The sequence below is a fragment of the Pseudomonas sp. YuFO8 genome (assembly GCF_035065025.1).
Classification (GTDB): Bacteria; Pseudomonadota; Gammaproteobacteria; order Pseudomonadales; family Pseudomonadaceae; genus Aquipseudomonas; species Aquipseudomonas putida_AE.
Genome location: NZ_JAXDEQ010000020.1, coordinates 34,265 through 55,862, shown reverse-complemented (window position 1 = coordinate 55,862; position 21,598 = coordinate 34,265). Strand labels below are relative to the sequence as shown.

The window sequence follows — 21,598 nt, the reverse complement described above, 5'->3', positions numbered from 1 at the left end:
CATGCAGTTGTCGTTTCGTACGTTATCGACATCAACCGCCGCTTTGTGTTTGCTGCTGGCACTGGCCTGGGGCGTCATGCCCGAGTGGCTGCTGGCCACTTGGGATATTGAATACTCGCCGACCGCAGGCCTCATTGCACGACGCATAGCAGTACTGTTCGCAGCGTTGGGGGTGATGTTCTATCTGGTGCGCAACCAGGCGCCCTCCGCGTCTCGCCAGGCATTGGCCATTGGCTTTGTGGTGGGCTGCTGGGGGCTGGCGATACTGGGTTTCGGCGAATGGCTCAATGGCCATGCCGGACCGGGCATCCTGCTGGCAGTCGGGGTTGAACTGGCGCTGGGCCTGGCGTTTTTCCAGACCCGGCGCGAATCGGCAGAATTTGAAACAACTGCTTAAAGTGCTTTGCGCATGCCCTGGCTATGCCCGGGTTCCGTGTAATGGTTTTGGAGATCGGAACGCAGAACGGCGATCAGTTCGTTTATTTCCCGACAGCCATTGAGTTGCTGGGCGTCGATACCGGTTTTCAGAAGATCGAGTTGATCGGTTTCACCATCGGCAAACACTTTTACAGTCATGGACAAGTCCGGCGACAGCGTGCATTGACAGCGTTTTGGTAGAAAACTGCTTTCAATGATATTGCGAAGTTCCAAGGCAGAAAGAAACATGGCGACCCTCTCCGTTGTGAGACTGCCAATTAACTATCGACGCTGACTCATATGGAATCCCGGTCAGCTTGAGAACAGCTACAGCATAAAACATGCCCTGAATTTCGCTGTGCAGCTCATCGGTAAATCAAGGGCTTATTGTAAGGTCTCGTAAAAATGGTCGTGCAATCTGCAAAAAACGGCTTGTGCCGGCCCTGCAATTTGCACGCTGGGCGAAGGATTTGCATTGACCGCCGGCGCCGTCGAGAATGGCCGCCAGCCGATCCAGTATCCGCTCACCCCACACATTCGCAAGGAGGCATCATGGGTTCATCGACCATCAGTACCACCGTCGGGCTGATTGCCGTCACGCTGTCCGGCATCGTCCACGGGGCAAAACTCGAAGACGTCGCGCCCTTCCCGAAACCGGACAGCGGTTTCACCCGCCAGGTCATCCACCTCACGCCACAAACCCGTGAAGACGATTTCCAGGTCGAGATCCTTGCCGGCAAGACCCTGGCAGTCGACTGCAATCGCCAGCGCCTGGGCGGCATTCTCGAAGAAAAGAACCTCGAAGGCTGGGGCTATCCGTTCTATCGCCTGGACAAAGTCATCGGCCCGATGAGCACCCTGATGGCCTGCCCCGATGGCAAGAGCACGCAGGCGTTCGTGCCGGTGGTCGGCGACGGTTTCATGCTGCGCTACAACAGCAAGCTGCCGATCGTGCTCTACGTCCCCAAGGACATCGAGGTGCGCTACCGGGTCTGGTCAGCCTCCAGCAAGGTCGATAAAGCCGTCGCGGAGTAGGCCTTACATGCATCAAGCGAGCGTGTCGCACAACGCGGCACGCTCGGCGACATGGCGCAAACTGTCGAAATTGATATTGGCACCCGACTCGATGGCGATGAACGTCTGGCCACGGGTATTGCTTCTCGCCACGTACTTCTTGATGCCAGCCACCGCCAACGCACCGGAAGGTTCGGCGATCGAGCGGGTATCGTCATAGATATTCTTGATTGCAGCGCAGAGCTCATCGTTGCTGACCGTCAGCACCTCATCGACGCAAAACCGGCACACTTCGAATCCATGAGCACCGATCTGGGCCACTGCCACCCCATCGGCGAAAGTGCCGACGTGAGGCAGGACGACACGTTGATCGGCCTCCAGCGCCGCTTTCAAGCAAGCGGAATGCTCCGACTCGACGCCGATGATGCGCACTTCTGGCCGCAGGTATTTGATGTACGCCGCGATGCCGGCGATCAGACCGCCACCACCCACCGGTACAAAAATCGCATCCAGCGGGCCCTGGTGCTGGCGCAGGATCTCCATGGCCACGGTGCCCTGCCCCGCAATCACATCAGGGTCGTCGAAGGGCGAAACAAAGGTCTTGCCGGTTTTTTCCGCCAGATCCAGCGCATAGGCCAGGGCAAACGGAAAACTCTCGCCGTGCAACAACGCCTGTGCGCCACGACTGCTCACTCCGAGCACCTTCAATTCCGGTGTCGTCGCGGGCATCACAATTGTCGCTTCGATCCCCAGCTCACGCGCCGCCAACGCCACCCCCTGGGCGTGATTGCCTGCCGAAGCCGTCACCACGCCCCGCGCCTGTTGCTCAGCACTCAATTGTACGAGCTTGTTGTAGGCACCCCGGATCTTGAAGGAAAAGGTCGGTTGCAAATCTTCGCGTTTAAGCAGGATCTGATTGCCCAAGGCTGCGGACAACGCCGGAGCTGGTTGCAAGGGAGTGCGCACCGCCAGTTCATAGACCGGCGCGGCAAGGATTTTCTTGACGTAATGCTCAAGCAGGGTTTGTTGGGCGGGCACACTGGTCATGATCGTCTCCTGACATTGATCAGAGCCCCGAGACAGAAAATGAAAACCCGCCTCAAGGGCGGGTTGGGTGCTGCAGTCGTGAGCTAGCCCGCCAAATGAGGAATGGCGGTAATAATGCTTGGCTGGCAGCGCAATACGGTGGAAGTCATGTCCGGAAAATATCCGGGCGTGGGTGGCAAGTCAATGGTTCGATTTCAAGATAGCCATCGCGAGCAAGCTCGCTCCCACACTTGATCTCGGTCGAATGTGGGAGCCAGGCCTTTACTTCAATCCCACCCTGTACAGCCCACCATCCTCTTCATCGGTCAGTACATACAAATATCCATCCGGGCCCTGTCGGACATCACGGATGCGCTTGTCGAGTTCGCCCAGCAAGCGCTCTTCGTGAACCACCTTGTCGCCGTCGAACTGCAGGCGAATCAGCTCCCGGGTGACCAGCGCGCCAATGAACGCGTTGTGCCGCCAGGCCTTGAAACGGTCGCCGTCGTAGAAGGCCAGGCCGCTCAGGCCAGGGGATTTTTCCCAGACATGGTGCGGCCCGACGGTGCCTTCGGCGATCTTGCCGTTGGCTTCCGGGATTGGCTGACCCGAGTAATTGATGCCGTGGGTGGCCAGCGGCCAGCCGTAGTTCTTGCCGCGCTCGATGATGTTGACCTCATCACCGCCCTGCGGACCGTGTTCGTTTTCCCAGAGCGTGCCGGTCCAGGGGTTGAGCGCCGCCCCTTGCGGGTTACGCACGCCGTAGGCCCATATTTCCGGGCGCACGCCGGCTTGTCCGACAAAGGGGTTGTCCTCGGGCACCTTGCCGTCCGGATAGATCCTGACGACCTTGCCCTGCAACTTGTCGAGGTCCTGAGCGGTGGGCCGGTCGTTGTTTTCCCCCAGGGTAATGAACAGATAGCCATCCCGGTCGAACACCAGCCGCGAACCAAAATGGTTGCCGACCGAGAGCTTGGGCTCCTGGCGGAAGATCACCCGGAAATCCTTCAGCGTCGTCAGGTCTTCGGACAACCGTCCGCGACCGACCGCGGTACCGGCCTTGTCACCCTGACCGCCACCTTCGGCATAGGACAGGTAGATCATCCGGTCTTGCTTGAAGTCGGGTGACAGCGCCACATCCAGCAAGCCGCCCTGCCCCTTGGCCCAGACCTTGGGCACGCCATTGAGTGGCGCCGACAATTTGCCCTCGGCCGTTACCACGCGCAGGTTGCCCGGACGTTCGGTGACCAGCATGCCCTGGCGATCAGGCAGAAAGGCCAATGACCAGGGATGCTCAAGTCCGGTCGCGATCGGCGTGAGCTCAAGGGTGCCCTGCTCGCTTTGCATGTCCCGGTCAGTCGCTGCCAGAACAGGCACGCTGACGGCGAACAAGGTGCTGGCGCAGAAAGTGGCCAGGAGGGTTTTACGCAACATGCACGATTCCTTTTGTCATGGGATACAGGCAGCTGCCTCTCTTTCAAGGGCTGCGGGGAGGTGGATTGGGGATGAACTTCGGGGCACTGGTGGGGGCCGAGCCTTGGGGGTAGCGATTGCCGATGCCACCGTTGTCGAGGGTGGGCGGACGTGGCACCGGCACGGTATTCGGCCCATGGATGGCAGGGGCATTGGGTTGCGTGCCCTGCATGCTGTTTGGATTGGCCCGGCGGATCGGGCTGTTGTAGGGATTATTGTTGGTGCTGCCCGGAAGGTTTTGCGCCACCTGCAACGGAGCGCCGGGCGAAGCGACGTCGGCCTGTGCCGCATGACCGAGTACGCCGCTCAATGCCAGCACGATAAGGCCAGGTACGTATCGATTCATGGGATGCCTCTCGACCTGTGCGTGAATACAGTCTTCGATAGCACGCTACGCCTGGGGTTCGGATTTGTTAACACAAACCTTGCCGGCAAGATGTAACACGAAGTTGATGCGCGGCCAGGACCGGGCCGCAGGCCGCTGAAACTTTTGCGCAGAGCCCAAGGTCACCTGATCATCACTTTCGGGAAGACGACCATGGCACGGGCAATCTGGAAAGGCGCGATCAGTTTCGGGCTGGTGCATATTCCTGTGGCGCTGGTCTCGGCGACGTCCTCCCAAGGGGTGGATTTCGACTGGCTAGACAGCCGCAGCATGGACCCGGTGGGCTATAAGCGCGTCAACAAGGTCACCGGCAAGGAAGTCACCAAGGAGCACATCGTCAAAGGCGTGCAGTACGAAAAAGGCCGATACGTGGTGCTCAGCGAAGAAGAAATTCGCTCGGCGCATCCCCTGTCGACCCAGACCATCGATATCTTTGCCTTTGTCGACGCCGAGCAGATCCCGCTGCAGAACATCGACACGCCCTATTATCTGGCACCGGACAAACGCGGAGGCAAAGTCTACGCCCTGTTACGCGAAACCCTGACCAAGACCAACAAAGTCGCGCTCGCCCGCGTGGTGCTGCATACCCGCCAGTACCTGGCGGCCTTGATGCCGCTGGAAAAGGCCATGGTCCTGATCAAACTGCGCTGGCCGGCGGAGGTTCGCAGCCTGGACGAACTGGCATTGGGCCCCGATGTGACAAAGGCCGAGCTGGCCAAGGGCGAACTGGACATGGCCAAGCGCCTGGTGCAGGACATGAGTGTCGAGTGGTCGCCGGAGGATTACCGGGACGAATTCGAAGACAAGATCATGGCCCTGGTGGACAAGAAAGCCCATGAAGGCAAGATCGAGGATGTTGAAACGGCCACGGGCGAAGAGGAGCGCAAGACGGCGGATGTGATTGATTTGACCGAGTTGCTCAAGCGAAGCCTGGGGGGCAAGGGGGCGGCCAAGGCGCCTGCCAAGCCCAAGTCGACTACCAAGCCGGCGGCGAGGAAGAAAGTCAGCAAGTGATGTGTTGGATGTTCCTGCCTCTTCGCGAGCAAGCCCGCTCCTACAGGTTTTGCGTGCACCGCCAATCTCTGTAGGAGCGGGCTTGTCAGCGAAGGCGTCCTCAGATCACAACAAAAATCGCCAGCAACCCACCAAAAAACGCCCACTTCTGCAGGTAATACAGCTTGCGATTGCGCTTCTTCAACGCCTTGCCATGCAGGCGAACCTTGTAGATCTTGCCAAACAGCCGGTTGATCCCACCCGTCTTGTCCCCCGCCTCGTTCGGCGCACCGGCAGCCGACATGACATTGCGGCTGAACCAGCCATTGAACGCCGCCGCCCAGCGGTATTTCATCGGGCGTTCGACGTCGCAGAACAGGATGATGCGGTTCTGCCCGGTGGTGTTTTCCGCGTAATGAATAAAGGTCTCGTCGAACATCACCGCCTCACCATCGCGCCAGTGATAGTTCTCGCCATCGACATTGATGTAGCAACCGGCATCATTGGGCGTTTCCAGGCCCAGGTGGTAACGATAGGAACCGGCATACGGATCGCGATGGCGAACCAGTTTCGACCCCGGCGGCAACTCGGCGAACATCGCCGCCTTGATCGAGCCGATGCCCTGCACCAGTTCGGTGGTGCGCGGGCAGAGTTTCATCGCCGACGGGTGGCTGTCGCCGTACCACTTGAGGTAGAAGCGCTTCCATCCGGTCTTGAAGAAGGAGTTGAAACCAACGTCGTCGTAATCGTTGGAGCGCTTGATTTCCCCCGCCTTCAGCAAATTCTGGCCTTCGGCGCGAATTTCTTCCCAGTGGGTCTGCAGCGGCGTCAGGTCGGGAAAATCCGCCGGGTTGAGAAACGGCCTGTTGGGGATCTTCGAGAACAGATAAAGGAAGCAATTGATCGGCGCCAGGAACGTCGAGTGGTCGCTCAGTTGACGGCCCAGTTTGTGGCGCACGCGACCGCGCAGGTGGACATAGGCGATGGAAACAAGGTACACAGCGGCAATGATGAGCTTCACGGAAATCGTCACACGTCAGAGGTGAACAAACTGCGCCCCCTGGCGGCCAACGGCCTGTGGGGCTTGTGCAGCGTCTGAAAACCAAACAGCGGGCCCGATGACCCGTCCTTGAGCCGATGCCGACGTTCGGCATCAAGTGAAAGACGGCATTTTAGCCATCGTCTGTAACCAATTGTTAGCTTTCAAATGTGAAAATCTGTCCGTTGATACCGGCAATGCGTCGGTGCGGCCTTATTGCCCTATCGTTTAAAGAGCCAGACCAGTACAATCGCCGCCAAACTTTACGCGCCCCCCTTGGTTGATGACGGGAACGATCCCGGCCTCAGCGCACTTCGACTCGGGCCAAGCGCTCCATATGCTGCTGTCCACTTATTGCCAGATGGATCTTCCGCTTCTGACCGGGATGCATTTCCCGTGATCCGAATGACGGAAACGGGTACTGATTCGGTACTGCCGCAACCCTAGCTACTCTGAATGCTTCGCAGGAAAAACCTTTGATTTCTACAGCTAACATCACGATGCAGTTCGGCGCCAAGCCGCTATTCGAAAACGTGTCGGTCAAATTCGGCGCGGGCAACCGCTACGGCCTGATCGGCGCCAACGGTTGCGGCAAGTCGACCTTCATGAAAATCCTCGGTAGCGACCTTGATCCGTCCGGCGGCCAGGTCATGCTGGAACCGAACGTGCGCCTGGGTAAATTGCGCCAGGACCAGTTCGCCTACGAAGAATTCACCGTAATCGACACCGTGATCATGGGTCACGAAGAGCTGTGGAAGGTCAAGGCCGAGCGCGATCGCATCTACTCGCTGCCGGAAATGACCGAAGAAGACGGCATGGCCGTGGCCGAGCTGGAAACCGAATTCGCCGAAATGGACGGTTACACCGCGGAGTCCCGTGCTGGCGAACTGTTGCTGGGCCTGGGTATCGGCATCGAGCAGCATTTCGGCCCGATGAGCGAAGTTTCCCCAGGCTGGAAACTGCGCGTATTGCTGGCTCAGGCGCTGTTCTCCGATCCGGAAGTGCTGTTGCTCGACGAACCGACCAACCACCTGGATATCAACACCATCCGCTGGCTGGAAAACGTTCTGACCCAGCGTTCCAGCTTGATGATCATCATCTCTCACGACCGTCACTTCCTGAACAGCGTATGCACCCACATGGCTGACCTGGATTACGGCGAGCTGCGCCTGTTCCCGGGCAACTACGACGAGTACATGACCGTGGCGACCCAGTCTCGCGAGCAACTGCTGTCGGACAACGCCAAGAAGAAAGCGCAGATTTCGGAACTGCAATCGTTCGTCAGCCGCTTCTCGGCCAACGCCTCGAAAGCCAAGCAGGCCACTTCCCGCGCCAAGGCGATCGACAAGATCCAGCTGGCCGAGGTCAAGCCTTCGAGCCGCGTGAGCCCGTTCATCCGTTTCGAGCAAAACAAGAAGCTGCACCGCCAGGCGGTCATCGTCGAGCGCATGGCCAAAGGCTTCGACGGCAAGCCACTGTTCAAGGACTTCAGCTTCCAGGTTGAAGCCGGCGAACGCGTGGCGATCATCGGCCCGAACGGTATCGGCAAGACCACCCTGCTGCGCACCCTGGTCAACGAACTGACCCCGGATGCCGGTAGCGTCAAGTGGACCGACGCCGCTGAGCTGGGCTACTACGCTCAGGATCACGCGCACGACTTCGAAGACGACGTGACTCTGTTCGACTGGATGGGTCAGTGGACCCAGGGCGAGCAGATGATTCGCGGTACTTTGGGTCGCATGCTGTTCTCCAACGACGAGATCCTCAAGTCGGTCAAGGTCATCTCCGGTGGTGAGCAAGGTCGCATGCTGTTCGGCAAACTGATCCTGCAAAAGCCGAACGTGCTGATCATGGACGAACCGACCAACCACCTGGACATGGAATCCATCGAAGCGCTGAACCTGGCGCTGGAAAACTACCCGGGCACGCTGATCTTCGTCAGCCACGACCGTGAGTTCGTGTCGTCCCTGGCCACCCGCATCATCGAGTTGAGCCCGAACGGCGTGACCGACTTCAGCGGTACCTATGACGATTACCTGCGTAGCCAGGGTGTGGTGTTCTAAAAGCAGCTATTAGTTTCTAGCTGCAAGCTGCAAGTTAAAGCCCTGTCCTTTGTGACGGGGCTTTTTGTATTCAGACTCATGATTTTCTGTGGTGTCGAGACCATCGCGAGCAAGCCCGCTCCCACAGGGGGAATGCATTCCAAATGTGGGAGCGGGCTTGCTCGCGAAGAGGCCTTCAAGAACAGCGATAATTAGTTAGCCTGCTTCCTTTTATCCCACAGCCGCGCCATCATGCAGTTCTCCCTCCGCCGCCCGCGAACGAGCCCTCATGTCTGCGCAAGAACAGCCACCACAAAGCTCCATGGCGATCACCCTGCAGATCGTTTCCATCGTTTTCTATACATTCATCGCCTTCATCTGCATCGGCCTGCCGATTGCGGTGTTGCCGGGGTATGTCCATGAGCAGCTCGGGTTCAGTGCCGTTATCGCCGGGTTGACCATTGGCTCGCAATACCTGGCCACCCTGCTCAGCCGGCCCATGGCCGGGCGCATGTCCGACAGTGTCGGGACCAAGCGCGCCATCATCTACGGCCTGACGGGGATCGTCTTGAGTGGCGGGCTGACCTTGTTGTCGACCTTGCTGCAAAGCTTTCCATTGATCAGCCTGTTGATCCTGATCGCCGGACGCTTGTTGCTGGGCATCGCCCAAGGGCTGATCGGGGTCGGCACGATCAGTTGGTGCATGGGCCAGGTAGGCGCCGAACATACCGCGCGCTCGATCTCGTGGAACGGCATCGCCTCCTATGGTGCCATTGCCATCGGGGCGCCGCTGGGGGTGGTGATGGTCGGGCAGCTGGGGTTTGCCAGCCTGGGTATCACCCTGTCGGTGCTGGCCCTGTTGGCTTTGCTGCTGATTCGCAACAAACCGTCGGTGCCAGTGGTACGCGGTGAGCGGCTGCCGTTCTGGGCGGTGTTCGGACGGATTGCGCCATTCGGTGCAAGCCTGAGCCTGGCCTCGATCGGCTACGGCACCCTCACCACCTTCATCACCCTGTATTACGTCAACCGGGGCTGGAGCGGCGCGGCGTACTGCCTGACGGTGTTCGGGGTGTGCTTCATCCTGGCGCGGCTGTGTTTCATTTCCAGCATCAGCCGTTTTGGCGGTTTCACCTCGGCCGTTGCCTGCATGTCCATCGAGACCGTCGGCCTGGTGCTGTTGTGGCTGGCGCCTTCGACCGGCTATGCCTTGATCGGTGCCGGCCTGACCGGTTTCGGTTTGTCGCTGGTGTATCCGGCCCTGGGCGTCGAGGCGATCAAGCAGGTGCCCAACTCCAGCCGAGGCGCCGGCCTGAGCGCTTATGCGGTGTTTTTCGACCTGGCGCTGGCGATTGCCGGGCCGTTGATGGGCGCAGTGGCGTTGAACCTGGGGTACGCGTGGATCTTCTTCAGTGCGGCGTTGTTGTCGGTGTGTGCGCTGGGCTTGACCCTTTTGCTCAAGCACCGTGCAACGACCTGATTACTGATCAGCGGTCTGCATCCCCGCCCGCGTCGGTTTGCCTAGGGTGCGCGAGAAGAAACGCCCGGCTTCCGAGATCAGGCTACGGTGAATGTCCGCGCGATCGACGCCCTCTGCATCGGTACACAGGGCCGGCATGATCACAATCTGTTCGTCATTGCACGGCGCCATGAACACGAAATGCCCGGCCCCGGCGAGCAGCTTGAAGTCCGGGGCGACGGGCAGCTTGCGCGCCAGTGCCGCGGCGTTCTTGTCGGGCGCCACCAGCTTGTCGCCATCGCCGCTATAAAGCAGTACCGGAACATGCACATCGGCCAGGGTATGACGGCCGAACTTCAGGCTCAGCGGCGCCATCAGCAACAGTGCATGGACCCGTGGGTCGGCCACCGGCTGCAAATCGTCGCGGTCGACGATCAGTTCACCCTGGGTATTGCAGGCATCACGGTCGTCCGGGCGCTCCTGGCAGTAACGGCGCAGACGATCCAGGTCCGGGGTCGCGCCGGACAGTATCAACGCCGTTTCGCCGCCTGCCGAGTAACCGATTACCCCGACCTGCTCGGCATTGACGAAGGGTGCGAGCATGGGATCGCCCAGCGTCGCGGTAATGGCTTCGGAAATCTGGATCGGCCGTCCGTACAGGTTGCTCAAGGTGCCGAGGCGGCTGTGATCCTTGGAGTTGTCGCCCGGATGAATCACCGCCACCACCACAAAACCCTTGCGGGCCAGGGACGTGGCCAGGTCGTGCAGGGCCAGCGGCGTGCCGGTGTTGCCATGGGACAGCAGCAGCATCGGAAACCGGCCGATAGCGACTTTGGTGTCTTCGCCGGCTTCGACGTTGTACCCCTCAAGCAGGCTGGAATGTTCCTTGGCGCTCGAAGGATAAAAGGCAATGGCACGCATCGGTTGCAAGTCGAGCGGGTCGAGAAAGCTCAGTTCGTGATAACCGACGCTCCAGTGAGGATGCGGCGCAGGCGCGGCGTGCACTGAATTCAGGCTGGCGAGCAGACAGATCAGTAAAGCTGCACAAAGACGCACCATGGGATGCCCCACCTTGTTACCGGATCAGAGACGTTAAGCCTCGACTGCATAACTCAGGCCACAACTTGCAACAGCCAGAAACAAAAAACTCCGCATCTGCCACTTGCGTGATCAGAATACAGAGTTTTTTGGGAATTGCCTGCAGCGGCAATGGGTGTTTACGCAAGCCTTACGCGGCGGCGAACAGCTGCTCGCTGATTTGCGCCTGGGCGTCGTTCATGGCTTTGCCACGCACTTCGTCACCGTAAGCCAGGCCGTGGGCACGGACGAATTCGATGTCGGTAATGCCGATGAAACCGAACAGGACCTTCAGGTAGTCTTCGTGGGCAACACCGGTTGCCTGGCCGGCGTGCAGGCCACCGGAAGTCGAAACGATCACGACTTTCTTGCCACCGCACAAGCCTTCAGGGCCGGCTTCGGTGTAGCGGAATGTCTGGCCGGCAACGGCGATGCGGTCGATCCAGGCTTTCAATTGGGTCGGGATGGTGAAGTTGTACATCGGCGCGGCAATCACCACGGCATCGGCGGCGAGGAACTCGGCCAGGGTCGAGGCGCTCAGCTCGGCTTCGTGCTGTTGGGCGGCGTTGCGCAGTTCAGCGGCGGTACCTGCTGCAACCAGGGTGGCCCCGGAAAAGTGGCTGATGGCGTCGGCAGCCAGGTCGCGGTAGGTCACTACGGCGGACGGCTCGGCGGCTTGCCAGGCTTTGACGACTTCGCCGCTCAGCAGACGGGAAGCCGAGTTGTCACCAAGAATGCTCGAATCGATATGCAGCAGTTTCATGTGGGATCTCCAAGTGAGGATCGCCGCCAGGGCGATCTGATGGAAACAATCCTACAGACGAAACCAATAGCTGATTAGACTGCAACAATGCGATAGTTTGTCCCACTGATAGAACGATCGAGAAAGTGCCATGCAAGACCTGAACGACCTCTATTACTTCGCCAAAGTCGTGGAGGCCGGTGGCTTCGCGGCCGCCGGCCGTTTGCTGGGGATTCCCAAGTCGCGACTGTCACGGCGCATTGCTGAACTTGAGGAGCGCCTGGGTGCGCGGCTTCTGCAACGCACCACCCGCCAGCTGAAACTCACCGCCGTCGGCGAACGTTATCTGCGCCACTGCCAGGCAATGCTGCTGGAAGCGGAAATGGCTGACGAAGCCGTGGCCAGCATGTCCAGTGAACCGCGCGGACGCTTGCGGGTTTCTTCCCCGGTCGGCCTGGCCCATGAAATGCTTCCGAGGGTGATCAGCAACTTCCTGGAGAAATATCCCCAGGTACAGCTGGAGGTGATGCTGGTCAATCGGCGCGTCGACCTGGTGACCGAAGGCGTGGACGTCGCGTTGCGCGTACGCGAGCCGGGTGATGAAGATCCGCTGCTGGTCACCCGCCGCCTGCGTCAGGCGCAGATGCTGATGGTCGCCAGCCCCGCGTTTCTCCAGGGACTGGACATCAATCACCCCGATGACCTGAAGAACCTGCCGGTGCTCGGCGCCCTCGAGCCCGATCGCCTGGTGCACATTGGCCTGGTCGATCGCCAGGGCAAGAAACACGAGCTGGCCCTTGAAGCGCGATTGGGCATCGACGACTTCATCGTGCGGAAGACCTGCACCCTCGCCGGCCAGGGGTTCACCACGTTGCCTATGATGTATTGCGAGCAGGAACTGGCCAATGGCTCACTGGTACAGTTACTGCCCGAGTGGTCGTTGCCCGGGGGCTGGTTGCAGGCGGTCTACCCTCACCGACGCGGGGTGATGCCGGCCGTGCGTGCCTGGCTCGACCATCTGATCGAAACCTTCAATGCCTGTGGGGACCGTTTGATATGAAGGCAGGACGCATGAACGAGGCCGACGTGGCGGCTTTCTGCCTGGCATTGCCGGGTGCGCGGGAAGACTACAAATGGGGTGGCGTGCGGGTGTTTTCGATTGCCGGTACCAAGATGTTCGCCTTGCAGAACCTGCGCGGCGACTCCCTGGCGTTCAAGGTCGACAAGGACCTGTTTCTCGGTCATTGCGACCGCCCGGGCATTCACCCGGCGCCCTATCTTGCGCGGGCCCAATGGATCATCATGGCCACGCCCTACCCGCTCGGCGCCGAGGAACTGCAAGGCTTGCTACGGCGCTCCCATCAGCTTGTCGTCAGTAAGTTGCCCAAGCGCACCCAGGTCGGGCTGTTGCTCTGATCAGAACAGTGAGAACAGCTGCGCGCCGAGGAACAGCCGGTCGATCCAGAACACCTGGTGCAGCAGCACGATGATCCAGAACACCCCTTGAAAGGACAGCTTGCGCGTCTTGTGTCGAAACACTTGCTGCGCGAGCAAGGCGCCCGGCCAGCCGCCAGCGAACTCCAGCGCATGCAGGACGTTTTCCGGGATACGCCTTTGATCGGCGCGCGCCTTGCGCTTGTCGCTCCAGTACAGCAGGAACGCCAGCCCGCTGACGATGCCGTAGGCCGCCATGGGAATCAGCGAAACCCCCTGCAGCCATAACGACATCGAACCGAACAGCGGCAGCGCGCACAACATCGCCAACACCAGCAGTTTCAGGCGCAGATGGCGGATGCCTGCCCCGGATTGGCGTCCTGCGTCGTTGCGCGCGCGGGTATCGTTCATGGCTTGGCGGCGGTCCAGTCGACCCAACCGAACTGCCAGGTCGCCAGGATCAGCAAGCCGAATGCAATGCGGTACCAGGCAAACGCCGCATAGCTGTGGCTGGCGATGAACTTGAGCAAGCCCCTGACCGCAATCATCGCGAAAATGAACGCAGTGACGAAGCCGACCGCAAACACCGGGAAGTCAGACGGCACGAACAGGTCGCGGTACTTGTAGCCCGAGTACACCGCCGCGCCGACCATGGTCGGCATGGCCAGGAAGAAGGAAAACTCGGTAGCGGTCTTGCGCGACAGGCCGAACAACAGGCCGCCGATGATCGTCGAGCCGGAGCGCGAGGTACCCGGAATCATCGCCAGGCACTGGGCCAGGCCGACTTTCAGGGCGTCTTTCCAGGTCATGTCATCGACGCTTTCGGCATGCACTTCGTGCTGACGCTTTTCGGCCCACAACATGATGACCCCGCCCACCACCAAGGCCGTGGCCACCGTGATCGGGTTGAACAGGTAGTGGTGAATCAGGTCGGCGAAAATGACCCCCAGTACCACCGCCGGCAGGAACGCAATCAGCAGGTTGGCGGTAAAGCGCCGGGCACTTGGCTGCGTCGGCAGGCCGACGACCACGTCGAAGATCTTGCGGCGAAACTCCCACACCACCGCCAGGATGGCGCCGAGCTGGATAATAATGTTGAACGCCATGGCCCGCTCGCCACCGAAGTCGAGCAAGTCGGCGACAATAATCTGGTGCCCGGTACTGGAAATGGGCAAGAACTCCGTCAGCCCTTCTACAACGCCAAGAATCAAAGCCTGAAAGGCCGTCCAAAGATCCATCAATCCCCCAAAAGGCCATGCGTCGACGCATGCCCCGTTAATTTATTCAAAGCCGTTTACTGTCATCAGCGTCGTTGAGTCCCGCGCGCACAAGCCTACGCAAAAAACGTCGCGAGTTTCGTGAAAAATCAGTTTGATTTCAGGTTTTTGCGTGCGGGACGAAATCCTAGCAGACAAGTGCGCTTTACGCTGCCGTGCAGTCGGCATCGAAGGCACCCGCTGCTACAAGCCTCTCGGCCATAATCCGGTTACAATCGCGCCCCTCTTCGATTTCTCCAAGGAACCTGCATGTCCGGGCTTGAACTGTTTGCCGCCACCCTCGGCGTCATTGCCGTCTGGTTGACGGTCAAACAGAATCCCTGGTGCTGGCCGATCGGCCTGGTCATGGTGCTGATCTACAGCTGGATCTTTTACGAGGTCAAGCTGTATTCCGACATGCTGCTGCAAGTGATCTATGCCGGGCTGCAAGTTTACGGTTGGTGGCAGTGGACCCGCGCGGGCCAGGCCCATCACGGGCGCGAAGTCAGCCGACTGGACGCACCTGCGGTGGCGTCGGGGCTGGCCCTGGGCGCGCTGGGCAGTCTGTTGCTGGGCGCCGCCATGGCGCACTGGACCGATGCCGCGCAACCCTGGCTCGATGCTGCCCTCACGGCCTTCAGCCTGGTGGCTCAATGGTGGATGGCGCAAAAACGCCTGCAGTGCTGGCCGCTGTGGATCGTCCTGGACTGTGTGTTCGTCGGCCTGTTCCTTTATAAGGGGATGTACCTGACGGCTGCCCTGTATGGCCTGTTCACCCTGCTGGCCATTCAAGGCTGGCGCACATGGCGCCGCGATCCGGTATTGTGCCTATGAAGGTGTTGGTTTTGGCAGGACCTGAATCGAGCGGCAAAAGTTGGCTATCAAACGAGATTCACGCCAATTTCGGCGGCATACTGGTCGGCGAGTACGTTCGGCATTTCATCGAAAAGGAAGCCCGAGTAACCTGCTACGAAGACATCACACCAATAGCACTTGGCCAGCTGTCTTGGGAAGATCAAGCACGGGCCCAACAGCCGTCCCTGTTGATTCTCGATACGCATCTGTTGAGCAACATCCTTTGGAGCCGCACCTTGTTTGGCGCTTGCCCGGTGTGGATCGAGCAGGCATTGCAGGTACGGCACTACGACCTGCATCTGCTGCTGAGCCCGGAAACCGTGGCCTGGCACGACGATGGGCAGCGTTGCCAACCGCAGTTGGCAGAACGCCAGGCGTTTTTCCAGGCCAGCCGCCAGTGGCTTGACCTGCATCGCCAGCCTTACCAGATAGTCCAAGGTGACTGGCAACAGCGCAAGGACGCGGCATTCGAGGCTGTAACGCGCTTGCTCAACGCCTGACAAGACGGCCACGCCCTGCCGGAAATGTCCATTCCTGAAACACCCTCCCCAGCGAGAACCCGCGAGATAGAGCGGTTCGAGCATTTTCACCAGAAAATGTTAAGCCACTGATACAACCTGCCTTAAACGCCCTCAGCGAGCAATGCCGCCAGCAAGGACGGCACTTTTGCGTGCTTCTGTCTCAGGGGCGTTACAAAGTGTTTTTCACCACCTCAACAGTTTAAGCCAAGCCACTGTTTTCAATAGAAAAGCAAAAACCGGCACAGCTTCTGCTCTCTTCCTTCGCAACGCTGATAAGGGCCAGCGTTCCACTTACAGAAGGAATTGCCGCCGTGGGGAAATTTCATAACAACATCCATAGTCTCCTGCTGGTCGGATGCGCTCTGAGTTCAATGGCTTGCCTGCCTGTCCAGGCGGACAACGGCATCATCATCATCAAACGCGATGTCCAGGTACGCAACGCAACGATCCCGCCGCTCGTTCCCGATCCCAACCCCACGACTGTCAACGCCAACCCGTCCAAACAGGTCCTCGCTCAAACCAACGAGTTGAGCGACGGGGACTTTGCCGGCGTCGCCAGTGGTGCAGGCATCTCCCGCCTGGTCACGCAAAACACCAACAACCTGGGCGGCAACATCAGCACCCAGAACCAGCTTTCCAACCAACCCGCCGGGCGTTCGGGCAATGGCGGCAGCGGCATTGCCAATATGGTCAACTCCAACGTCCAGCAGGGCCTGGGTGCCCTCAGAATCATAACGGGAGACCGTTAAGATGAATCGTACGCTGCTGATGATCGCCATGTTTTGCAGTGCATCGACCTTCGCCCAATCCCCCGTCATTGATAACGCCACCATCGACAATTCGGGCGCGCAGTACCAGGGCAACGTCGGGGTCAACCAGGCAGCCGGCGACTTGCAGCAACAGGCGAACGCCAGGGCCTTCGCCATTGGCCGTGACGCCAGCGCGACCACGGATATTCGCCAACGGTTGCGCACCATTGTCGATCCCAGGATCGATGCCCACGCCAGTATTCAAGGCGACTCCTTCAGCCATGGCAATGGCGCATTGGGCGTCAACCAGAGCGCGGGCGCCAGCAACCAGCAAGCCAATGCGCTGCGCATAAGCACCAGTGAGCAGCCGCAAAGTATCGACGACAGCGTCCTCATGCAACAGAACGTGACGCTGCTCTACAACTCCGATCCAACTGACTCTGCACCCGGCTATCGCCAGGTCACTACCAGTGACCAGGCATTCACCGGTAGCCGTGGGGTGATTCAGTTGAATCAGAGCGCCGGGGTGGGAAACCGAATGGCCAACACCCTGAGCGTACGGGTCGTGGATTGACCCAAATAGGTAACAACAACACTTAACCTAAAATAAGTACGGAGAATCACCATGAAACCTTCGATGGCATTAAAGCCTCTGGTTTTCGCAATTGCTGCGGTCATGGCTGTTGCTGTACAAGCTGGGCAAAACGATAGGCGTGGCAACCACCATAACAATGGTGGCCAACAACAAACCCCTCCTGCAAGGATGGTCCCCATCAGCGCGACTGCCAATGCGACGGACAGACAGAGCAGCACCGGCAACCGCATCTGGAATGAAGGGGTAGAAAACTCGGCCGAGATGAGCAGTTCGGCCGCAGGCGCGAGCGGTAACGTCGGCGTCAACGTGGCGGCAGGTTCCGGCAACCAGCAAGACAACGCCGCCGCCATCGCCAACGCAGCCTCCGACAACGCCGCGATCGATAACAGCTTCGTGTTCGGCACGGCCACTGCCACCGCGAACGTCACGCAAATCAGCAACAATAACCGCGTCAGCAACTTTGGCGTGACCAACTCTGCCGTGATGAGTGGATCCGCCGACGGCAGCAGCGGTAACGTGGGTGTCAACATTGCTGGTGGCGATCTGAACCAACAGAAAAACACCATGGCAATTGCCAATACCAATGCTCCACTGGGTAGCGCAAGAGCCACCGCCTCCGCCAACCAAAGCGGTCCTGGCCTGACAGTGAACAACACTGCCGATCGGACCTACCGTGTTGATACGATCACCGTTACCAATACGCGGTCTGGTAGTGCCTCGTTTGACAAGTCGTTCGAAGCCAGCGGCAGTCAAAGCAGTTCTTCGAGCTGGGCCGCGGCCGGATCCAAAAGCTCTGATGCCAGCGGTTCGCTTAGCATTGATCTGAGCGGTTCTACCGCCAGCGCTGCGAGCGGTTCCAACAGCAGCGCTGCCAGCGGTTCCAACAGCAGCTCTGCCAGCGGTTCCAACAGCAGCTCTGCCAGCGGTACCAACAGCAGCACTGCCAGCGGTTCCAACAGCAGCACTGCCAGCGGTTCTTCGAGCGCTTCTCTGACTGCTTCCCTGGGCGCTACGCTGGACGCTGAAGCTGCGTCTTCCAACTCCACTACCGTCAACTTCGGTTTTGGCGATCGCACCCGCAGCAGCAGTTCCGATGCATCGGTCAACGCTTCGCTTGATGCAACCCTTGACGTAGCGGTAGACAGATCGTACGACCGTTCGCGCGACTCCTCGTTCGACCGTTCACGCGATTCCTCGTTCGACCGTACCCGCGACTCCTCGTACGACCGTTCGCGCGACTCCTCGTACGACCGTTCGGCCGAGTCTTCGTACGACAAGTCTCGCGAATCGTCGTTCGAGAAAGCGTTCGATGCTTCGTTCGAGAAATCGACCGCGTCCTCGTACGATAAATCGGGCAGCAAGTCGGCCGAATCTGCGTACGACAAAGCGAAAAGCTACAGTGAAAGCAGCTCTTATGATTTGAGCAACACCTACTCTTATCAAGTGCTGACTCCAACTGGCTGGGCCAACCCTGTGACCAACACTGCAACCCTGAGCGGTTCGGTGAACGGTGGCAGCGGCAACCTGGGTGTCAACGTGGCTGCTGGTGTGGGCAACCAACAAAGCAACTCGCTGGCCATCTCCAACCAATCGTTCTAATGCTGTCTGTGGAGGCCCCCTTCCGGGGGCCTTTTTCAACCCAACCAGAAGGCGTCCCCACCATGCGTATTATCGCCTTGGCAATTTTGCTTTGCGTGGCCAGTGTGGTCGAGGCTGCACAACTGCCGCTGTCCGTACTACCGGGTGGCGGGTTGGTGTACAAACCGATCCAGAGCGTACGCGAACGCAAATTTTCCGACCTGGTGCAACAGAAAACCGACTTCAGTTGCGGCGCCGCGGCGCTGGCGACCATCTTGCGCCAGGCCTATTGGCTTGACGTGGACGAAGAACAGATCATCGAAGGCATGCTGTCACACTCCGATCAGGACCTTGTCCGCGTCCAGGGCTTTTCCATGCTCGACATGAAGCGCTACGTGGAAAGTCTCGGCATGCGGGCCCGTGGCTATCGGGTAGCGACGGAAACCCTGAACGAGATCAAGATCCCGGTGGTGGTACTGATGGATGTCCGTGGCTACAAACATTTTGTGGTCATGCAAAGAGTCCATAAAGGCTGGGTCTACATCGGCGATCCGGTACTCGGTCATAAACGCTACAAAGTCGACGAGTTCACCAAAGGCTGGAACGGCATCATCTTTGCCGTCATCGGCCAGGGCTACGACAAAACCAATGCGTTGCTCGACCCGCCGCTGCCTCTGACCGCCAAGAACCGCGTCAACGCCTTCAGCCCGGTGCAGGACGCTGAGTTAATGGATTTCGGATTTATCCAAAGCGACTTCTTCTAATAACAATGGAGCACGATGCTCCGGGAGTATCCAATGAAGACTCCAATCTGGCTGGCCGTGGTTTGCCTGGCCGCCAGCCTGCCGACCCATGCGGAACTGTTGAAACCCATTGAACTGAATGACCAGGAACTGGCAAGCCTGCGCGGACGTTATGTCATGCCGGGGCGGATCATCAGTTTCGGCATCGCCATGAGCAGCACCTGGCAAAATGCCAACGGTGAGGTGATCGGCGCGACGTCCTCGATGCAAATTCAGCAATCGACCATCAAGCCACAGTTCTACGTGACGATGATCGACGAAAAAGGCTATGGCTCGGCGCATACCCAAAGCGCCGGCACCGGCACCGTCACGGGCGGCGCCGGCCTCAACAGCACCGAGGGCGTCACCCAGGTCGTGCGGGCTGCCGGCGACAACAACAGTGCCTATAACAACGTTGATATCAACGTCTCCAAGGCCAACCAGGCGCCAGCCATGCAACCGCAAGGCCAGGCCCTGGCCGCGGGCTCGACGCTGGTAGGTTCCAATGGGGCGGGCTCGCTCAGCGTTTCCTCGAGCGGTACGGGTGTGCAAATGAACATCGTGGCCAACAACAACCAGGGCAGTACCGTACAACGCCTGGCCCAGGGTGGCTTGATGCAGAACACCACTTTGCTCGGCAGCAGCAACCAGGTGAGGAACCTCACGTCCCTCAATGTCGTGCTGCGTGACAACGTGGCAACAGCCGGCTCTCTGAACGGGAATCTCGACCAGCTTAAAGGTCTTCGCACTCAAGGATTCTGATCTACGCTCAGTCTCATCAAATGTAGTCAGAAGGGACGGCTAACCCATGCATCGAATGTTAACGTTCAGAGCTATCGTCTGTTTGAGTAGCCTGGCCCCGGCTTCATTGCTATACGCAGCACCGGACCCCCAGGTCGAAGCACTAAAACAAGAACTCATGGAGCTGAAACAGCGGTACGAAGCACAACAGAACGCGCTGATGGTCCTCGAACAGCGCGTTCGCCAAGTCGAAGAAGCACCGGCCACACCTGCTCCCAAACGCCTGACCAAATCCCCCGCCGAATCGCCCAACAGTGGCCAGACGGTGGCTGCCGGCGCGCCTGGAACCACCGGCAGTTCCTACGGCCAGTCGCTCAAGGATGACTCGGAACCAGCACAGAGCGTGTCCAACCTGTACGACGAAGCCAGCGGGTTCTTCGGCGGCGGCAAGTTCAGCGTGGAAACCGGCCTGACCTACACCCACTACGATACCCGTGCGTTGACGCTCAACGGCTTCCTGGCACTGGACTCGATTTTCCTTGGCAACATCAACCTCGACCGTATCAAGTCGGATAACTGGACCCTGGACCTGACCGCCCGTTATAACGTGGCGCAACGCTGGCAGTTCGACATTAACGTCCCCGTGATCTATCGCGAATCCACGTATTCATCCGGTGGCGCCGGTGGCGCAGCCAACGGGGTTTCAGACGAAACCGTTACCCGCGACCCGAACATCGGCGATATCAACGTTGGCGTTGCCTACAAGTTCCTCGATGAGTCGGCCAACCTGCCCGACGCGGTGGTTACCCTGCGCGTCAAGGCGCCGACCGGGGATGACCCTTACGGCATCAAGCTGGTCGAGGTGCCTGGCAACGATAACCTCGCGGTCCCCGAGGACCTGCCGACCGGCAACGGTGTCTGGGCGATCACCCCGGGTATCTCGCTGGTCAAGACCTTCGACCCGGCCGTGCTGTTCGGCAGCCTGGCCTACACCTACAACATGGAGGACTCTTTCAGCGACATCAGCCCTACGGTCAACACCAAGGTGCCCGGGGACGTGAAACTGGGCGATTCCTGGCAAGTCGGCGCCGGTATTGCCTTCGCCTTGAACGAGAAGATGAGTATGTCGTTCTCCTTCACCGACCAGTTTGCCCGCAAGAGCAAGATCAAGCCGGACGGCGGCGACTGGCAATCGATCTCCAACAGCGACTACAACTCGGCCAACTTCAACATCGGCATGACCCTGGCAGCTTCCGACAACCTGACGATCGTGCCCAACCTGGCCATTGGCCTGACCGACGACTCGCCGGACTTCTCCTTCAGCCTGAAATTCCCGTACTACTTCTGACCCAAAACAAAGCCCCGTTGCGACTTCCATCGCAACGGGGCTTTGTTGTAGAGCAAAAGATCGCAGCCTGCGGCA

General features: G+C 59.4%; 24 protein-coding genes. 15 read left to right on the top strand and 9 right to left on the bottom strand.

All coding sequences use genetic code 11. The features are described from left to right. Position 1 precedes the first annotated feature (1 nt). The gene (locus SOP95_RS18675; protein ID WP_323607888.1) at positions 2-397 is read left to right on the top strand and encodes a hypothetical protein; all 396 of its coding nucleotides are present in this window, start codon (positions 2-4) and stop codon (positions 395-397) included. On the opposite strand, the gene SOP95_RS18670 is transcribed toward SOP95_RS18675, so the two are convergent. Continuing rightward, positions 394-666: a DUF1652 domain-containing protein gene (locus tag SOP95_RS18670; protein WP_046819995.1), complete on the bottom strand. Its 273-nt coding sequence runs from the start codon at positions 664-666 to the stop codon at positions 394-396. The genes SOP95_RS18675 and SOP95_RS18670 overlap by 4 nt on opposite strands. A 303-nt stretch (positions 667-969) precedes the next feature. Between SOP95_RS18670 and eco the strand changes: the two genes are divergently transcribed. Then, entirely contained in the window at positions 970-1,452 is a 483-nt protein-coding gene (eco, locus tag SOP95_RS18665) for a serine protease inhibitor ecotin (RefSeq protein ID WP_323607887.1), read from the top strand. Positions 1,453-1,464: 12 nt separating this feature from the next. On the opposite strand, the gene ilvA is transcribed toward eco, so the two are convergent. The 3 genes from ilvA to SOP95_RS18650 all read right to left on the bottom strand — a co-directional run bounded on the left by ilvA (position 1,465) and on the right by SOP95_RS18650 (position 4,276). Continuing rightward, positions 1,465-2,478, bottom strand: a complete 1,014-nt coding sequence (gene ilvA, locus SOP95_RS18660) for a threonine ammonia-lyase, biosynthetic (RefSeq protein WP_323607886.1) — start codon at positions 2,476-2,478, stop codon at positions 1,465-1,467. 261 nt (positions 2,479-2,739) lie between these two features. Further along, entirely contained in the window at positions 2,740-3,891 is a 1,152-nt protein-coding gene (locus SOP95_RS18655; protein WP_323607885.1) for a PQQ-dependent sugar dehydrogenase, read from the bottom strand. 43 nt (positions 3,892-3,934) lie between these two features. Next, positions 3,935-4,276, bottom strand: coding sequence for a hypothetical protein (locus SOP95_RS18650; protein WP_274075837.1), 342 nt, complete (start codon positions 4,274-4,276; stop codon positions 3,935-3,937). A gap of 192 nt (positions 4,277-4,468) precedes the next feature. Here SOP95_RS18650 and ku point away from each other — a divergent pair, with 192 nt between their 5' ends. After that, a complete protein-coding gene (ku, locus tag SOP95_RS18645; RefSeq protein WP_323607884.1) occupies positions 4,469-5,329 on the top strand; it encodes a non-homologous end joining protein Ku in 861 nt (286 codons plus the stop codon). Positions 5,330-5,429: 100 nt separating this feature from the next. On the opposite strand, the gene lpxO is transcribed toward ku, so the two are convergent. After that, a complete protein-coding gene (lpxO, locus tag SOP95_RS18640) occupies positions 5,430-6,329 on the bottom strand; it encodes a lipid A hydroxylase LpxO (protein ID WP_323607883.1) in 900 nt (299 codons plus the stop codon). 494 nt (positions 6,330-6,823) lie between these two features. Here lpxO and SOP95_RS18635 point away from each other — a divergent pair, with 494 nt between their 5' ends. Continuing rightward, positions 6,824-8,410 carry an ABC-F family ATPase gene (locus tag SOP95_RS18635; RefSeq protein ID WP_274075840.1) on the top strand — a complete coding sequence of 529 codons (1,587 nt, stop codon included), beginning with the start codon at positions 6,824-6,826 and terminating at the stop codon, positions 8,408-8,410. A 268-nt stretch (positions 8,411-8,678) separates the two neighbouring features. Then, the gene (locus SOP95_RS18630; protein ID WP_274075841.1) at positions 8,679-9,866 is read left to right on the top strand and encodes an MFS transporter; all 1,188 of its coding nucleotides are present in this window, start codon (positions 8,679-8,681) and stop codon (positions 9,864-9,866) included. Here SOP95_RS18630 and SOP95_RS18625 read toward each other — a convergent pair whose 3' ends face one another. Together SOP95_RS18625 and SOP95_RS18620 are read right to left on the bottom strand one after the other, a co-directional pair. Beyond that, positions 9,867-10,904 carry an alpha/beta hydrolase family protein gene (locus tag SOP95_RS18625; RefSeq protein WP_274075842.1) on the bottom strand — a complete coding sequence of 346 codons (1,038 nt, stop codon included), beginning with the start codon at positions 10,902-10,904 and terminating at the stop codon, positions 9,867-9,869. A 169-nt stretch (positions 10,905-11,073) separates the two neighbouring features. After that, on the bottom strand, positions 11,074-11,685 hold the full coding sequence (locus SOP95_RS18620; protein ID WP_274075843.1) for an FMN-dependent NADH-azoreductase: 612 nt from the start codon (positions 11,683-11,685) through the stop codon (positions 11,074-11,076). A 130-nt stretch (positions 11,686-11,815) separates the two neighbouring features. Between SOP95_RS18620 and SOP95_RS18615 the strand changes: the two genes are divergently transcribed. Both SOP95_RS18615 and SOP95_RS18610 read left to right on the top strand, forming a co-directional pair. Then, positions 11,816-12,724: a LysR substrate-binding domain-containing protein gene (locus SOP95_RS18615; protein ID WP_323607882.1), complete on the top strand. Its 909-nt coding sequence runs from the start codon at positions 11,816-11,818 to the stop codon at positions 12,722-12,724. Beyond that, complete coding sequence (locus tag SOP95_RS18610; RefSeq protein WP_274075845.1) at positions 12,721-13,080, top strand: MmcQ/YjbR family DNA-binding protein; 360 nt, start codon at positions 12,721-12,723, stop codon at positions 13,078-13,080. The genes SOP95_RS18615 and SOP95_RS18610 overlap by 4 nt, the downstream gene beginning before the upstream one ends. Here the strand turns inward: SOP95_RS18610 and SOP95_RS18605 are convergent, their stop codons facing one another. Together SOP95_RS18605 and SOP95_RS18600 are read right to left on the bottom strand one after the other, a co-directional pair. Next, positions 13,081-13,509, bottom strand: coding sequence for a DUF1294 domain-containing protein (locus SOP95_RS18605; RefSeq protein WP_323607881.1), 429 nt, complete (start codon positions 13,507-13,509; stop codon positions 13,081-13,083). Then, positions 13,506-14,336 carry an undecaprenyl-diphosphate phosphatase gene (locus SOP95_RS18600; protein ID WP_274075847.1) on the bottom strand — a complete coding sequence of 277 codons (831 nt, stop codon included), beginning with the start codon at positions 14,334-14,336 and terminating at the stop codon, positions 13,506-13,508. Before SOP95_RS18600 ends, SOP95_RS18605 begins: the two co-directional genes overlap by 4 nt. A gap of 288 nt (positions 14,337-14,624) precedes the next feature. Between SOP95_RS18600 and pnuC the strand changes: the two genes are divergently transcribed. From pnuC to SOP95_RS18560, 8 genes are all read left to right on the top strand, one after another. Continuing rightward, complete coding sequence (gene pnuC / locus SOP95_RS18595; RefSeq protein WP_323607880.1) at positions 14,625-15,188, top strand: nicotinamide riboside transporter PnuC; 564 nt, start codon at positions 14,625-14,627, stop codon at positions 15,186-15,188. Beyond that, entirely contained in the window at positions 15,185-15,709 is a 525-nt protein-coding gene (locus SOP95_RS18590) for an AAA family ATPase (protein ID WP_323607879.1), read from the top strand. Before pnuC ends, SOP95_RS18590 begins: the two co-directional genes overlap by 4 nt. Before the next feature lie 332 nt (positions 15,710-16,041). Next, on the top strand, positions 16,042-16,479 hold the full coding sequence (locus SOP95_RS18585; protein WP_274075872.1) for a hypothetical protein: 438 nt from the start codon (positions 16,042-16,044) through the stop codon (positions 16,477-16,479). A gap of 1 nt (position 16,480) precedes the next feature. After that, positions 16,481-17,053: an adhesin gene (locus SOP95_RS18580; RefSeq protein ID WP_274075850.1), complete on the top strand. Its 573-nt coding sequence runs from the start codon at positions 16,481-16,483 to the stop codon at positions 17,051-17,053. A gap of 51 nt (positions 17,054-17,104) precedes the next feature. Next, a complete protein-coding gene (locus SOP95_RS18575) occupies positions 17,105-18,673 on the top strand; it encodes a heme utilization protein (protein ID WP_323607877.1) in 1,569 nt (522 codons plus the stop codon). 62 nt (positions 18,674-18,735) lie between these two features. Further along, complete coding sequence (locus tag SOP95_RS18570; RefSeq protein ID WP_274075852.1) at positions 18,736-19,416, top strand: C39 family peptidase; 681 nt, start codon at positions 18,736-18,738, stop codon at positions 19,414-19,416. A 33-nt stretch (positions 19,417-19,449) separates the two neighbouring features. Then, a complete protein-coding gene (locus SOP95_RS18565; RefSeq protein WP_274075853.1) occupies positions 19,450-20,196 on the top strand; it encodes a hypothetical protein in 747 nt (248 codons plus the stop codon). Positions 20,197-20,242: 46 nt separating this feature from the next. Beyond that, positions 20,243-21,523 carry a hypothetical protein gene (locus SOP95_RS18560; RefSeq protein ID WP_274075854.1) on the top strand — a complete coding sequence of 427 codons (1,281 nt, stop codon included), beginning with the start codon at positions 20,243-20,245 and terminating at the stop codon, positions 21,521-21,523. The last annotated feature ends 75 nt before the right edge of the window (positions 21,524-21,598 follow it).

Bases quoted from the DNA above. Each gene is read 5' to 3' on its own strand.
- SOP95_RS18655 (WP_323607885.1), bottom strand. From the start codon at position 3,891: ATGTTGCGTAAAACCCTCCTGGCCACTTTCTGCGCCAGCACCTTGTTC.
- SOP95_RS18570 (WP_274075852.1), top strand. From the start codon at position 18,736: ATGCGTATTATCGCCTTGGCAATTTTGCTTTGCGTGGCCAGTGTGGTC.
- SOP95_RS18575 (WP_323607877.1), top strand. From the start codon at position 17,105: ATGAAACCTTCGATGGCATTAAAGCCTCTGGTTTTCGCAATTGCTGCG.
- SOP95_RS18560 (WP_274075854.1), top strand. From the start codon at position 20,243: ATGCATCGAATGTTAACGTTCAGAGCTATCGTCTGTTTGAGTAGCCTG.
- SOP95_RS18590 (WP_323607879.1), top strand. From the start codon at position 15,185: ATGAAGGTGTTGGTTTTGGCAGGACCTGAATCGAGCGGCAAAAGTTGG.
- SOP95_RS18565 (WP_274075853.1), top strand. From the start codon at position 19,450: ATGAAGACTCCAATCTGGCTGGCCGTGGTTTGCCTGGCCGCCAGCCTG.
- SOP95_RS18615 (WP_323607882.1), top strand. From the start codon at position 11,816: ATGCAAGACCTGAACGACCTCTATTACTTCGCCAAAGTCGTGGAGGCC.
- SOP95_RS18610 (WP_274075845.1), top strand. From the start codon at position 12,721: ATGAAGGCAGGACGCATGAACGAGGCCGACGTGGCGGCTTTCTGCCTG.
- SOP95_RS18650 (WP_274075837.1), bottom strand. From the start codon at position 4,276: ATGAATCGATACGTACCTGGCCTTATCGTGCTGGCATTGAGCGGCGTA.
- ilvA (WP_323607886.1), bottom strand. From the start codon at position 2,478: ATGACCAGTGTGCCCGCCCAACAAACCCTGCTTGAGCATTACGTCAAG.
- ku (WP_323607884.1), top strand. From the start codon at position 4,469: ATGGCACGGGCAATCTGGAAAGGCGCGATCAGTTTCGGGCTGGTGCAT.
- eco (WP_323607887.1), top strand. From the start codon at position 970: ATGGGTTCATCGACCATCAGTACCACCGTCGGGCTGATTGCCGTCACG.
- SOP95_RS18620 (WP_274075843.1), bottom strand. From the start codon at position 11,685: ATGAAACTGCTGCATATCGATTCGAGCATTCTTGGTGACAACTCGGCT.
- SOP95_RS18580 (WP_274075850.1), top strand. From the start codon at position 16,481: ATGAATCGTACGCTGCTGATGATCGCCATGTTTTGCAGTGCATCGACC.
- SOP95_RS18630 (WP_274075841.1), top strand. From the start codon at position 8,679: ATGTCTGCGCAAGAACAGCCACCACAAAGCTCCATGGCGATCACCCTG.
- pnuC (WP_323607880.1), top strand. From the start codon at position 14,625: ATGTCCGGGCTTGAACTGTTTGCCGCCACCCTCGGCGTCATTGCCGTC.
- SOP95_RS18670 (WP_046819995.1), bottom strand. From the start codon at position 666: ATGTTTCTTTCTGCCTTGGAACTTCGCAATATCATTGAAAGCAGTTTT.
- SOP95_RS18625 (WP_274075842.1), bottom strand. From the start codon at position 10,904: ATGGTGCGTCTTTGTGCAGCTTTACTGATCTGTCTGCTCGCCAGCCTG.
- SOP95_RS18600 (WP_274075847.1), bottom strand. From the start codon at position 14,336: ATGGATCTTTGGACGGCCTTTCAGGCTTTGATTCTTGGCGTTGTAGAA.
- SOP95_RS18605 (WP_323607881.1), bottom strand. From the start codon at position 13,509: ATGAACGATACCCGCGCGCGCAACGACGCAGGACGCCAATCCGGGGCA.
- SOP95_RS18675 (WP_323607888.1), top strand. From the start codon at position 2: ATGCAGTTGTCGTTTCGTACGTTATCGACATCAACCGCCGCTTTGTGT.